This is a genomic window from Mycobacterium sp. NGS69, from assembly GCF_059812165.1.
The window spans coordinates 634254-646695 of record NZ_JCALCD010000004.1; the positions used below are offsets into that span (position 1 = coordinate 634254).

Genomic DNA, 12442 nt, shown 5'->3' on the forward strand with positions numbered 1-12442 from the left:
GCATCGAGCGAGGCATGTTAGGCATGCGTCGCGAGAGGGAACCCGGTGGGAGTCCGGGACTGTCCCGCAGCGGTGAGCAGGAACGACCGCCGTCACACGCACTGATCGAAAGATCGGGAAGCGACGGCCACTAGGAGCACCACTCGGTGCGCGCCTGCGAGTCCGAAGACCTGCCGGCTGCGCCGGGCGCGCCGCGTCCGGCCGGGTCATCGCCTCGTGGAATGGGCGTTTGGTCGTTGCCGTTGCGGCTTGTGTGCCGCGACGGACTCGGCTGTTGCGTCCGCCGGCGGTGATCCACCCGTCGAGTGTTAGGACGAAGAAGTGAGCACCTCTCAACCATTCACCGCCACGGTTACCGGCTCCCCCCGCATCGGCCCGAAACGCGAACTCAAGCGCGCCACCGAGGGCTACTGGGCCGGGCGCACCGACCGCACCCAACTGGAGTCCGTCGCGGCTTCGCTGCGCCGCGACATGTGGACCCACCTGGCGGCCGCCGGCCTGGACTCGGTCCCGGTGAACACCTTCTCCTACTACGACCAGATGCTCGACACGGCCGTGATGCTCGGCGCGCTGCCGGTGCGGGCCACCGCAGTCGCCGACGAACTGGACCGCTACTTCGCCCTGGCGCGCGGCAACGACGACATCGCGCCGCTGGAGATGACGAAGTGGTTCGACACCAATTACCACTACCTGGTCCCCGAGATCGAGCCCGCGACGCGGTTCGCACTCAACCCGGACAAGGTGCTTTCGGAGCTGAAAGAGGCTTTTGCGCAAGGGATTCCCGCGCGTCCCGTCGTCATCGGCCCGATCACGTTCCTGTTGCTGAGCAAGGGCATCAACGGGGGCGGCGCGCCGATCGAGCGGCTCCGCGAACTGGTGCCGATCTACTGCGAGCTGCTCTCGCTGCTCGCCGAGCACGGCGCCCGGTGGGTGCAGTTCGACGAGCCCGCCCTGGTGACCGACATCTCCCCCGACGCGCCGGCGCTGGCAGAGGCGGTCTACACCGCGCTCGGGGCGGTGAGCAACCGGCCGGCGATCCACGTCGCCACCTACTTCGGCGACCCGGGCGCGGCGCTGGCGGGCCTGGCCCGCACGCCCGTCGAAGCCATCGGGATCGACCTGGTGGCCGGCGCCGGCACCGCGGTGGCGGGCATCCCGGAACTGTCCGGCAAGCTGCTGGTGGCCGGCATCGTCGACGGGCGCAACGTCTGGCGCACCGACCTGGAATCGGCGCTGGCCAAGCTGGCCACCCTGCTGGGTTCGGCTGGCAGCGTGGCGGTTTCGACATCGTGCTCCACCATGCATGTGCCGTATTCGCTGGAGCCCGAAACGGGTCTGGACGAAAGCCTGGGCAGCTGGCTGGCGTTCGGGGCCGAAAAGGTCAGCGAGGTGGTCACTCTCGCGCGCGCACTGCGGGACGGGCGAGACGCCGTCGCCGAGGAGATCGCGGCGTCCAACGCGGCCGTCGCCTCCCGTCGCAGCGATCCGCGGCTGCACAACAGCGCCGTCCGCGCCCGGATCGAGGAGATCATCGCGTCGGGCACGCACCGCGGCGACGCGGCGGGGCGCCGCGCCAGCCAGGAGGCACGGCTGCACCTGCCGCCGTTGCCGACCACGACGATCGGCTCGTACCCGCAGACGTCGGCGATCCGCAAGGCGCGCGCGGCTTTTCGGGCCGGCGAGATCGACGAGGCCGAGTACGTCGCCAAGATGCGCAAGGAGATCGCCGACGTCATCGCGTTGCAGGAGGAACTGGGTCTGGACGTGCTGGTGCACGGGGAGCCCGAGCGCAACGACATGGTCCAGTACTTCGCCGAGCAGCTGGAGGGCTTCTTCGCCACGCAGAACGGCTGGGTGCAGTCCTACGGCAGCCGCTGCGTGCGACCGCCGATCCTCTACGGCGACGTCGCGCGGCGCCGCCCGATGACCGTCGAGTGGATCAGCTACGCGCAGTCGCTGACCGACAAGCCGGTGAAGGGCATGCTGACCGGGCCGGTCACGATTTTGGCCTGGTCGTTCGTCCGCGACGACCAGCCGCTGGCCGACACCGCCAACCAGGTGGCGCTGGCGATTCGCGACGAAACGGTGGACCTGCAGGCCGCGGGCATCGCGGTGATCCAGGTCGACGAGCCGGCGCTGCGCGAGCTGCTGCCGCTGCGCCGCGCCCAGCAGGAAGACTACTTGCGTTGGGCCGTGGCGGCTTTCCGCCTGGCGACGTCCGGCGTGGCCGACTCGACGCAGATCCACACCCACCTGTGCTACTCGGAATTCGGTGAGGTGATCGGCGCCATCGCCGACCTGGACGCCGACGTCACGTCGCTCGAGGCGGCCCGCTCGCACATGGAGGTGCTGGACGACCTGAACTCGGTCGGCTTCGCCAACAGCGTCGGCCCGGGCGTCTACGACATCCACTCACCGCGGGTGCCCAGCGCGACAGAGATGGCCGAGTCGCTGCGGGCGGCGTTGAGAGCCGTGCCGCCGCAACGGCTTTGGGTCAACCCCGACTGCGGGCTGAAGACGCGCAACGCCGACGAGGTGACCGCGTCGCTGCGGAACATGGTCGCCGCGGCGCGGGAGGTGCGAGCGGATACGTGACCCCCGAACGTCACGCTGGCGCTGCGCTCGGCGCCTCGTCGGCGCTTGGATTTTCGCGAGCCTAACCCCACTGCGATTTTCGGATCGAAATTTCGCAGTGCGGTTAGGCTCGGCGTCGCCCGGGCCCGAGCGTCACTCTGGCGTGACGTTCGGCGCCTCCTCCGTCAGCACCTGGACCGGCACGTCGTCGGCCCAGGGCTGGCGGGTCACCATGTCGGCAACTCGCACGATGCCGCGCTCGAACTCGCCGGTCGCGGCGTCGACCAGCCGGTAGGCCTGCGTCTGCTTGTGGATGGGCTGCGCGTCGAGCAGCACGACCCGCACCTCGCCCGGCTCGAAGTGGCAGCGCTGCTGCATGGCGGCGATGAGTTGCTCGTTGTGCATGTGGCCGTCGCCGAAGTTCCAGCCGATGGCGGTGCTGCAGATCCGCTCGCCGTCGGTGATCACGTAGTCGTCCTCGCTCTGGCCCGCCATGGCGCGGTGCGCCAGCGTGAACAGGGCGCGGCCGTGGGTGTTGAACCCGCGGAACGCGTACCCCATGTAGATGGGGATCTGCGCCGCTTCCGGGCTGCCGTAGAACCGCTCCAGCTGGGCCTGCGGCATGCTGGCGATCGCCACGATGCCCCGACCGATCTTGTCGTTGGCCGACGGCTTGATGCACCACAGCGTGGTGTCCCAATTGCCGGCGTAGTAGCGCATGCCCGGCAGGAACGAGATCTTGCGCGGAAACATGTTGCCCAGCACCACGATTCCCGCGACGACGACGAACAGGATCGCGACCAGCACCGGATGTCTCAGGTCCGCCAATCCCAGCCGGGCGTGCGCCACAAACAACGACAGCACACCGAAGATCATGAAGACGTTCCACTCCAGCGGCACCCCCATCGGAATGGACAGCAGGATGCCCAGGTGGAAGCAGACCATGACGATCGCGGCGACCGTCGTCGGCCAGCCGCCGTGGCAGAAGAACAGCGGCAGCGGCACCAACATCTCGATCGCGGTGCTCACGTGCGCCAGGAAGCGCGACAGCCGCCCGGGCCGCAGGTCGTCGGGGAACTTCTCGAAGAACTGCCGCTTCAGCCAGCGGGGGCGCACCAGCGGGTTGTTCGACATCATCGTCGAGATCACGAACGGGAAGTGCTTGTTGAGCTTCGACGTCGCCGCGCCCATCCAGATGATCAGGAACACCACCTTCGAGCCGACGATCATGTCGGGCCCGCCGAAGAGGAACGTCACCGCCATCGTCGCGTAGACCTCGCCGCGGGCGGCCAGGAAGATCACCTTGTCGCGCAGCCCCGCCGCCGCGAGGAACAGCAGGATCCACACGATCTCCCACGCCGGCAGCAGCCCCACCTTGGTGCCCAGCTCCGGCACCGGCCCGGTGCCGTCGGAGAACAACGCCCACAGCGTCATCACCAGCAGGCCCGCGTAGAGGAAGACGTCCACCGGTTTGCGGGTGGTGCCCCTGGTCAGCGGGACGCGGTCCGGCCACGGTGGCAGTCGGATGGTGCCGAACCGCATCCAGTACAGGATCGAGCCCATGGGCGGGAAGAACCGGTTGTTCAGCGGACCGAAGCCGCAACCTAGCCCGATCACCTCGAACAGCATCGTGTAGAGCACGACCTTCTCGAAGACGATCGGCTCGGACCACCACTGCGCGACGCCTGCGAACCCGCCGAGTCCCTTGGTGGCCGAGGCGAAGAGCCAGCCGCCGAGGATGTAGAGCAGGATCTTGATGACGTAGAACAGGTGCAGCGCGACCGGCGTGCCGAAGCCCACCTCGGCCCAGTGCCGGGCCATCGGACGGATCTTCTCGCTGCGGGTCCCCTTGTTCCATTCCTCCATGTCGAGCTGCGGCAGCTCGGGCTTGAGAAATCCCATGGTTTGACAGATTAGAACGCGTTCTAGGCGCGTGGCTTGGGAAGGGGCAAAGAATCCTTTGCCTGGGAGTTAATGCCCGGATACCGTGAAGTCGCTAGGAGAACTCCACCATGAACAGACTTCGATTCCTCGTCGCGGCGCTGATGGCTGCCGTCGCGCCGGTGGCCGTTGGTGTCGCCCGGGCCGACACCCCCGGGCCGGGCGACTCCTGCACCGTGCTGCACGCCACCACCACCGACGCCAACGGCCGCACGATGTGGTGCAACCCCACCATGACCGGCGCCCATTCGCTGGTGTGGCAGTACGGCGGGCCCTCCACGCCCTAGCCGCCCCGAGTGTGCGCTGAGGGCTTTTCGGTGTGCGCTCACGGCGACGACACGCCGGGCGGTTACGCCGCAATGCAACTCAGCGGAAGATACCCGGCGGAGTGTCCGGCGCGGCGTCCAGCACCCGCTGATCGATCACGATATTCAGCGCATCCACCGACTCGAGCTCGGCCAGGGCGTCGACGGCGGCGAGGAACCGGCGCTGCTCGGCCGGATCGACCACCCCGTCGGCGAGCCCGGTGAACTTGTCCATGTACTGCGGGCGCCGGAACGGCCGGGCGCCCAACGGATGCGCGTCGGCCACGGCGAGCTCGTCGCAGATCACCTCGCCGCCCTTGAGCGTCACCTCTGCGCGCGCCCCGAACGCCTTCTCGGCCGGGTCGGTCGAGTGGTAGCGGCGGGTCCATTCGGCGTCTTCGACGGTGGAGATCTTGCGCCACAGGTCGACGGTGTCGCGGCGGTGGGCCCGTTGCGGGGCGTAGGAGCGTTCGTGGTGCCACGCGCCGTCTTGCAGCGCGACGGCGAAGATGTAGGGCAGCGAGTGGTCGAGCGTCTCCCGTGACGCGTCGGGGTCGAACTTCTGGGGATCGCCGGATCCGGTCCCGATCACCACGTGGGTGTGGTGGCTGGTGTGCAGGACGATCGCCGCGACCTGGTCGAGGTCGCCGATCCGCCCGCGCAGCCGCAAGGCCAGATCGATCGGCGCCTGGCTCTGGTACTCCGCCGAGTGCTCCTTGGTGTAGCTGTCCAGAATGGCGCGCTTGGGTTCGCCGGGAGCGGGCAACGGCACGCGGTATTCGCGCTCGGGCCCGCCCAGCAGCCGGGCGATCACCCCGTCCTCGCCCTCCCAGATCGGGGCCGGCGACCGCTCGCCGCGCATCGCCCGGTCGACCGCCTCGATGGCGACCTTTCCGGCGTGCGCCGGCGCGAACGCCTTCCAGCTGGAGATCGCGCCCTTGCGCGATTGGCGGGTGCTGGTGGTCAGGTGCAGGGCCTGCCCGATCGCCTGGTAGATGGTCTCGATGTCCAGCCGGAGCATGGTGCCGATGCCGGCGGCCACCGAGGGCCCGAGATGCGCGACGTGGTCAATCTTGTTCTCGTGCAAGCAGATTCCGCGGGCCAGGTCGATCTGGACCTCGTACGCGGTGGCCACGCCGCGGATCAGGTCGGCGCCGCCCACGCCGAGCTGCTGCGCCACGGCGACAAGCGGGGGGATGTTGTCGCCCGGGTGGGAGTACTCGGCGGCCAGGAACGTGTCGTGGAAGTCGAGTTCGCGCACAGCGACGCCGTTGGCCCACGCCGCCCATTCCGCCGAATAGGCGCCGGCGACACCGAAAACGCGCGCCCCCCGCTGGGCTCGGTGCGCCTGCGCCTGCAGGCGGGCCACGGTGACGGGCCGCCGCAGCACGGCGGCGGCGCTGACGGCGGCGTTGTCGATGATCCGGTTGGCCACCATCTCCGCCGTTACCGGCTCGACGGCCACCGGGTCGGCCGCGACCTCCGCGATCTTGGCGGCCAGGTGTTCGGAGCGCGGGAAGTCGTCGGCGCTGCGCCGGGCCCGGACCGTGTGCACCAGCATGACCGCACCCTATGCGGGGCGGTCGCCGTTTCGTCGGATTCGCAACGCTGTCCGCCGTTTGATGCTGAGCTATCCCCTGAAGGGAGGTGCGCAGCATGTCCGCGTTGAAGTCGTGGCTGGGCGAGCCCGATCACTTCGACTGGATCACGGCCACCTTGCGCGAGCGCGGGCTGCTTCGCGCGGCACAGGTGACCCTGGCTGTCATCTCCTCGATATCGGCGCTGGTACCGGTGGCCACCATGCTGAGCCTGCGTCGCCCGACGGCCGAGGTGGTGCTCGTCGACGCGGGCGCGGCGGTCTTCGTCGTCGCGGTAAGCGTCTACTGGTTGACGCGCTGGCCGACCCGAATCCAATCGGAGATCTTCGGAGTCATCGCCGCGACATGCATCGCCGGGTGGAGCCTGACCCAGCCGACCGCCGCCCTGGCGGCCGTCGGCTGCTGCGCCATGGCCACGAATAGCGGGTATGTCGCGCTGTTCCACAACAATAGGCTTCTGGCGTTCAGCGCCACCCTGGCGGGCATCGTCACCGTCGCGACGGCGGCGCACCTGGCGCGTGAGGTCGACTTGGGCACCGGGCTCGCCGCGTTTTGGGTGATCGCGATGCTCAACGTGTCGTTCCCCGTGGCGATGCGAGGGATGTCGCGGGCCATGGGGACTTACGCCGAACGCGCCGACGAAGACTCGCTGACGGGGCTGTTCAACCGCCGAGCGTTCGCCGCCGCCCTCACCCGCAGACTCGCCGATCCGCGCGCCGACGACACCCACCTGACCATGACCATGGTCGACCTGGACGCGTTCAAGCGCATCAACGACACCCACGGCCACGCCGCGGGGGATCGCGCACTGATCGCGGTCGCCGAGGTGCTGGAGCAGCAAGCCGCGCCGACAGCGGTGCTGTGCCGCGCGGGCGGCGAAGAGTTCCTCATCGCCACCATCGGCCCGGCCCAGGACGCCGAGGCGGTCTCGGCGCGATTGGGCGCCGCCATCGCCGCCCTACCGCAGGGCCTGACGGCCAGCATCGGCACGGCCACCACCGAGCTATCCCCGATGGGCACGTCCGACATTCCCGGGATCATCGAAAAACTCATCGACGTCGCGGACAGCGCGATGTACACCGCCAAACGCCGCGGCGGCAATCAGGCTCATCACCTTTGACCGGTCGCGTCAACGGATTTGAAGCGCCCGAGAAATCGGGGTGAACACGCTACTGCCGGCCTGCCGATCGGTGTAGTTTGCTGCTGGGGCTGACCGGTGAAGGAGCCAGTCGTGTCAGATGTCGATTACTGCGTGGTCGGGGCCGGGTTCGCGGGTTTGACGGCCGCCCTGCGTCTCAGGCAGGCCGGTCGCTCGGTGGCCTTGCTGGAGGCGCGTGACCGGGTCGGCGGCCGCACGTTCACGGTCACGCGCGACGACGGCACCTGGATCGACCGCGGCGGCGCCTGGGTCGGGCCGGGCCAGGATCGCATCTACGCGATGATGGCCGAGTTCGGCGTGCCGGAATACAAGCAGCACAACGACGGCGACGCGATGATGATCGTCGACGGAAAAAAGCACCGCTACGGCGGCACCATCCCCTGGTCGATGAGCCCGTGGGCGGTCGCCAACCTCGGCGTCGGTTTGCTCTCGATCGAGAACATGTGCAAATCGGTCCCGCGCGAGGCGCCGTGGGAGGCGAAGAACGCCGATGAGTGGGACCGCATCAGCCTCGGCGAATGGATCGACAAGAACACCATGTCCAAGCAGGCCCGCGAGATGCTGGACATGGCGCTGTCCGGCGTATACACCTCGGCCGGGTCGGAGACGTCGCTGCTGTGGGCGCTGACGCAGATGGGGTCGGGCGGCGGGCCGACGTTCGTCATCTCCGGCAAGGGCGGCGCCCAGGACGCGCGGCCCGTCGGGGGGATGGGCGCCATCTACCGGCAGATCGCCGCCGAACTCGGTGATGCGCTGCACCTTTCGCGCCCCGTGCGACAGATCACCCAGGACGCCGACGGCGTGACCGTCGCCGCTGAGGGCCTGACGGTACGGGCGCGGCGGGCCATCGTCGCGATCCCGCTTGCCATCGCCAGTTCGATTGTGTACGAACCGATGCTGCCGGTGGATCGGGCACTGCTGCACCAGCGCATGCCAAGTGGCGCCGTCATCAAGATCTCGATCATCTACGACGAGCCGTTCTGGCGAGCGGCCGGATTGTGCGGCCAGTCGGCTGCGCCCGGGTCCCCGGCCACCCTCACCATCGACGCCTGCACGAACACCGCGGACCCCGGGATCATGTGCGTGATCACCGAGGGACCGGCCGCACGCCGGCTGACGAAAATGGACGAGGCCGATCGGAAAGCGGCGGTCATCGCCGAGCTGGTCGATCGGTTCGGCAGCAAGGCCAAATCGCCGCTGGAATTCCACGAGCAGAACTGGACTACCGAGCGCTATTCCGGTGGCGGCATGATCAGCCACGCGCCGACCGGCGTGCTGACCGAATTCGGTTACACCCTGCGGGAGCCCTGCGGTCGCGTGCACTGGGCCGGTACGGAGAGCTCGGCGATCATGTGCGGGTGGATAGACGGCGCGATCCGATCGGGCGAGCGCGCGGCCGCCGAGGTGATGGCGACCGAAACCGCCGCCGCCGCAGTCACTTAGGCGTCTGACATCGGTCAGGCCCAGCCGGAACCCACCGCCGAATCGGTGCTGGCCATGTTGCTGCCCGCGGACTGAACCTTGGCGCCGTGGGCGTTGGCCTGCTCGTAGATCACCTGGAAGTTGCGGCCCAACTGCGTGATGAATTCCTGGCAGGCCACCGACCCGGCGCCGCCCCAGAAGTCCGCCGCCGCCAGTACGTCTCGCACGATCGCCTGGTGCTCGGCCTCCAGCGATGCCGCCTGGGCGCGGATCAGGGCCCCGTGCGAGTCCACGTCAACGAATTGGTAATTGATCGTCATTGCCGAATCTCCTAGCTGCTCAACGTCTGCTGCGAGGCCTGCTCTTGGTGCTCGTAGTTGTTGGCGTCGCGGACCAGCCCGTCGCGCACGCCGTGCAGCATGCTCACGATGTTGCGAAACGCCTGATTCACCTGTCCCATAGTGTCGTAGGACGTCGCCTGAGCGGCCCCACTCCAGCCGCTACCCGAAATGCTTTGCGACGACGCCCACATGCGTCGCGCCTCGTCCTCGACCGTCTGCGCGTGCACCGAGAAACGACTCGCCATTTCCCGCATCGCGTACGGATCGGTCATAAGCCGACTAGTCATGTTTTTGCTCCGTTCATGAAAGTTCTTGTTGCCGAACATGCTTGGTAGAAGTAGAGCACCCCGCCCTATCCGACCCCGACCCGCGGCACCACGCTGGGCCGCGACTGCACCACATGCGGGCTGGCCCCGCCGCGGCCCACCATCCCGCCGGGCGCGCCGCCGCCCATGCCGCCCATCGGCATCGGCATCATCGGCATGCCGCCCGCCGCGGGGCCGACTCCCCCGGCGCCGCCGGGCATTTCGCCGCCCAGCCCAGGCATCGCCGCGCTGATCATCCGCGCCGGCATGGACCCCTGCCACGTCGCGGGCACCGACATCGACCCCACCAGCCGCGCCTTGCCCAAACCCGCCGCCACGGGAGAACCCGGGGCGCCGCCGAGCGGCGTCGTCACCGGGGCGGTGCTGCCGACGAGCTTGGGGACATCGGCCCCCACCGCCGCGGCGTTGGCCAACCCCGTCGTGCCGGCGTTCGCCCCTTGCGCCAGCGACATGATCGGCGACATCAGCATGCTGACGGGCAGCGTCGCGACCTGGGCCAACGACGACAGCGACTGCAGCGGCGCCCCGGAGACCAGCGACTGCACGGCGGCCACCAGGGCCGAAAGAGGATCGGCGGCTCCGCCGCCCTGCGCCGCCGCGGCGGCCATCTCGACCAGCGGCGCCGCGAATGGCGCGAGCGAGGACGCCACCGACATCGCTCCGGCGTGGTAGCCGACCATCGCGGCGACGTCCTGCGCCCACATCTGGCCGTAGTGGAATTCCGTCGCCGCGATCGCCGGGCTGTTCTGGCCCAGAAAGTTGGTGGCCACCAACGCCATCAGCTGCGCCCGGTTCGTGGCGACGGCGACGGGATGCACGGTGGCCGCCTGCGCGGCCTCGAACGCCGTCGCCGCCGCCCTGGCTTGCGCCGCTGCGTCCTCCGCCTGCGCCGCCGACCCGGCCAACCACGACACGTAGGGCGCCGCCGTGCCCGCCATCGCCTCCGACGCCGCGCCCGTCCACGGGCCACCGGCCAATGCCGAGACGATGGCGTCGAACGACGACGCCGACAAGCGCAGGTCGGCGGCCAGCCCTTCCCAGGCCGTCGCCGCCACGAACAGCGGGCCCGCGCCCGCGCCGGCATACATTCGCGCCGAATTGATCTCCGGGGGCAACACCAAGAAATTCATCAGCTGTCCTTAGTTGAAGAAGCCCGACTGCGCGTCGCGCTTGTTGAAGAAGCCCGAATCGTCGTTGCCGGAATTGCCGATGCCGGAGTTGAAGACGTTCGAGTTGCCGATGCCGATGTTGTCGAAGCCGGTGTTTCCGATCCCGGCCAGGAAACTGCCCGAGTTGCCGATGCCGACGTTGTTGCCGTTGCCCGAGTTTCGGAACCCCGATTCGAAGGCCAGGCCGGTGTTCTGGAAGCCGGACGTGTCGCCGCCCGAGTTGAAGAAGCCGGAGCTGTCCAGGCCGGTGTTGCCGAAGCCGGAGTTCTTCACCCCGGCCGGGGTGATGCCGCTGCCGAAGCCGGTGTTCAGGTTGCCCGAGTCGAAGCCCCCGGTGTTGCTCGCGCCCGAATTTCCCCACCCGGTGTTGAAGTTGCCGGCGTTGAAGTCACCGGTGTTGAGCGAGCCGGCGTTGCCGTTGCCCGTGTTCTGGAAGCCGGAGTTCCCCATCCCGAAGTTCTGGGAGCCGCCGTTGAGCATTCCCATGTTGTTCGAGCCGCCGTTGCCCGCACCGAAGTTGCTGAATCCACTGTTGAGGAAGCCGGTATTGCCCTGACCGGAGTTGGTGAACCCGGTGTTGAAGCTGCCCGAGTTCTCGAAGCCGAAGCTGTGGTTGCCGGAGTTGAAAATGCCGACGTTTCCGGTGCCCGAGTTGAAGAAGCCGATGTTCCCGGTGCCCGAGTTGCCGAAGCCGATGTTGCCACTGCCGGAATTCAGTGCGCCGAAACCGATCTGGTTGTCACCTGTGAGCCCGAAGCCGATGTCGTTGTTCCCCGTGTTGCCGAAACCGATGTTGTGGCTGCCGGTGTTCGCGGCGCCGACGTTGTTGCTGCCGCGGTTCCCGAAGCCCATGTTCGCGTCGCCGCGGTTCCCGCTGCCCATGTTGCCGGAGCCCAGGTTCCCGTTGCCGACGTTGGTGTTGCCGAGGTTTCCGGCGCCGACGTTGCCGATGCCGTTGTTCCCGAAGCCGGTGTTGTTGTTGCCCGCGTTCCCACTGCCCAGGTTTTGGCTGCCGCGGTTCCCGTCGCCGATGTTGCCGATGCCGTTGTTTCCATTGCCGACGTTGCCGCTGCCGATGTTGCCGCTGCCCAGGTTCTGGTTGCCGCTGTTGCCGCTGCCCACGTTCCCATTGCCGTGGTTGCCGCCGCCCACGTTGCCAGCCCCGACGTTCCCGATGCCCAAGTTGGCCAGGACGTTCTGCGCCGCGGCCTGCGCGGGCGCCCCGATCATCGAGGCGTTGGCGGCCTCGGCTTCCGCGTAGAGCGCCCCGCCGGCGCTCATGGCCCGAACGAACTGCTGATGAAAGCTCGCCGCCTGCGCGCTGAGCGCCTGAAACAGCTCGGCATGCCCGGAAAACAGGGCCGCCACCGCCGCCGAAATTTCGTCGGCGCCGGCGGCCAGCACCCCAGAGGTCGGGGCCGCCGCCGCCGCGTTTGCCGCGCTCAACGCAGAGCGGATGCCCTCCAGATCCGCCGATGCGGCCGCCAGCATCTCCGGGGCCGCTACCACGTACGACATTGATGTCCCTCCCGCTCGCTTGCCGTCGGGCGAGGGGTGAAACGCAGCGAATCGCGAACCCGGCCCCCGACGTCTGTTGGAATCGAGTC

The 12442-nt window shown here is 68.6% G+C and carries 10 protein-coding genes and 1 riboswitch; of the genes, 4 read left to right on the top strand and 6 right to left on the bottom strand.

Annotation, left to right across the window (positions count from 1 at the left end):
* The first annotated feature begins 2 nt into the window (after window positions 1-2).
* Window positions 3-192, top strand: a riboswitch (cobalamin riboswitch).
* 129 nt (window positions 193-321) lie between these two features.
* Window positions 322-2595: a 5-methyltetrahydropteroyltriglutamate--homocysteine S-methyltransferase gene (metE, locus tag AC5Y2S_RS15775; RefSeq protein WP_499957004.1), complete on the top strand. Its 2274-nt coding sequence runs from the start codon at window positions 322-324 to the stop codon at window positions 2593-2595.
* 132 nt (window positions 2596-2727) lie between these two features.
* On the opposite strand, the gene AC5Y2S_RS15780 is transcribed toward metE, so the two are convergent.
* Window positions 2728-4476: a DUF3556 domain-containing protein gene (locus tag AC5Y2S_RS15780; RefSeq protein WP_499957005.1), complete on the bottom strand. Its 1749-nt coding sequence runs from the start codon at window positions 4474-4476 to the stop codon at window positions 2728-2730.
* A 110-nt stretch (window positions 4477-4586) separates the two neighbouring features.
* Here AC5Y2S_RS15780 and AC5Y2S_RS15785 point away from each other — a divergent pair, with 110 nt between their 5' ends.
* Window positions 4587-4802, top strand: coding sequence for a hypothetical protein (locus tag AC5Y2S_RS15785; protein WP_499957006.1), 216 nt, complete (start codon window positions 4587-4589; stop codon window positions 4800-4802).
* Window positions 4803-4881: 79 nt separating this feature from the next.
* Here the strand turns inward: AC5Y2S_RS15785 and prpD are convergent, their stop codons facing one another.
* Window positions 4882-6381: a 2-methylcitrate dehydratase PrpD gene (gene prpD / locus AC5Y2S_RS15790; RefSeq protein ID WP_499957007.1), complete on the bottom strand. Its 1500-nt coding sequence runs from the start codon at window positions 6379-6381 to the stop codon at window positions 4882-4884.
* Between the two features lie 95 nt (window positions 6382-6476).
* Here prpD and AC5Y2S_RS15795 point away from each other — a divergent pair, with 95 nt between their 5' ends.
* Both AC5Y2S_RS15795 and AC5Y2S_RS15800 read left to right on the top strand, forming a co-directional pair.
* The gene (locus tag AC5Y2S_RS15795; protein ID WP_499957008.1) at window positions 6477-7538 is read left to right on the top strand and encodes a GGDEF domain-containing protein; all 1062 of its coding nucleotides are present in this window, start codon (window positions 6477-6479) and stop codon (window positions 7536-7538) included.
* 111 nt (window positions 7539-7649) lie between these two features.
* Entirely contained in the window at window positions 7650-9020 is a 1371-nt protein-coding gene (locus AC5Y2S_RS15800) for a flavin monoamine oxidase family protein (protein ID WP_499957009.1), read from the top strand.
* A gap of 14 nt (window positions 9021-9034) precedes the next feature.
* On the opposite strand, the gene AC5Y2S_RS15805 is transcribed toward AC5Y2S_RS15800, so the two are convergent.
* The 4 genes from AC5Y2S_RS15805 to AC5Y2S_RS15820 form a co-directional block, all read right to left on the bottom strand.
* Window positions 9035-9319, bottom strand: coding sequence for a WXG100 family type VII secretion target (locus tag AC5Y2S_RS15805; protein ID WP_499957010.1), 285 nt, complete (start codon window positions 9317-9319; stop codon window positions 9035-9037).
* A gap of 11 nt (window positions 9320-9330) precedes the next feature.
* Complete coding sequence (locus tag AC5Y2S_RS15810) at window positions 9331-9627, bottom strand: WXG100 family type VII secretion target (protein WP_499957011.1); 297 nt, start codon at window positions 9625-9627, stop codon at window positions 9331-9333.
* Window positions 9628-9692: 65 nt separating this feature from the next.
* Window positions 9693-10796 (bottom strand): PPE family protein, encoded by a 1104-nt coding sequence (locus AC5Y2S_RS15815; RefSeq protein WP_499957012.1) that lies wholly within the window; start codon window positions 10794-10796, stop codon window positions 9693-9695.
* A 9-nt stretch (window positions 10797-10805) separates the two neighbouring features.
* Window positions 10806-12353, bottom strand: a complete 1548-nt coding sequence (locus AC5Y2S_RS15820; protein ID WP_499957013.1) for a PE domain-containing protein — start codon at window positions 12351-12353, stop codon at window positions 10806-10808.
* Window positions 12354-12442: the final 89 nt, after the last annotated feature.

Bases quoted from the DNA above. Each gene is read 5' to 3' on its own strand.
- AC5Y2S_RS15810 (WP_499957011.1), bottom strand. From the start codon at position 9,627: ATGACTAGTCGGCTTATGACCGATCCGTACGCGATGCGGGAAATGGCG.
- AC5Y2S_RS15780 (WP_499957005.1), bottom strand. From the start codon at position 4,476: ATGGGATTTCTCAAGCCCGAGCTGCCGCAGCTCGACATGGAGGAATGG.
- prpD (WP_499957007.1), bottom strand. From the start codon at position 6,381: ATGCTGGTGCACACGGTCCGGGCCCGGCGCAGCGCCGACGACTTCCCG.
- AC5Y2S_RS15815 (WP_499957012.1), bottom strand. From the start codon at position 10,796: ATGAATTTCTTGGTGTTGCCCCCGGAGATCAATTCGGCGCGAATGTAT.
- AC5Y2S_RS15795 (WP_499957008.1), top strand. From the start codon at position 6,477: ATGTCCGCGTTGAAGTCGTGGCTGGGCGAGCCCGATCACTTCGACTGG.
- AC5Y2S_RS15820 (WP_499957013.1), bottom strand. From the start codon at position 12,353: ATGTCGTACGTGGTAGCGGCCCCGGAGATGCTGGCGGCCGCATCGGCG.
- AC5Y2S_RS15785 (WP_499957006.1), top strand. From the start codon at position 4,587: ATGAACAGACTTCGATTCCTCGTCGCGGCGCTGATGGCTGCCGTCGCG.
- AC5Y2S_RS15805 (WP_499957010.1), bottom strand. From the start codon at position 9,319: ATGACGATCAATTACCAATTCGTTGACGTGGACTCGCACGGGGCCCTG.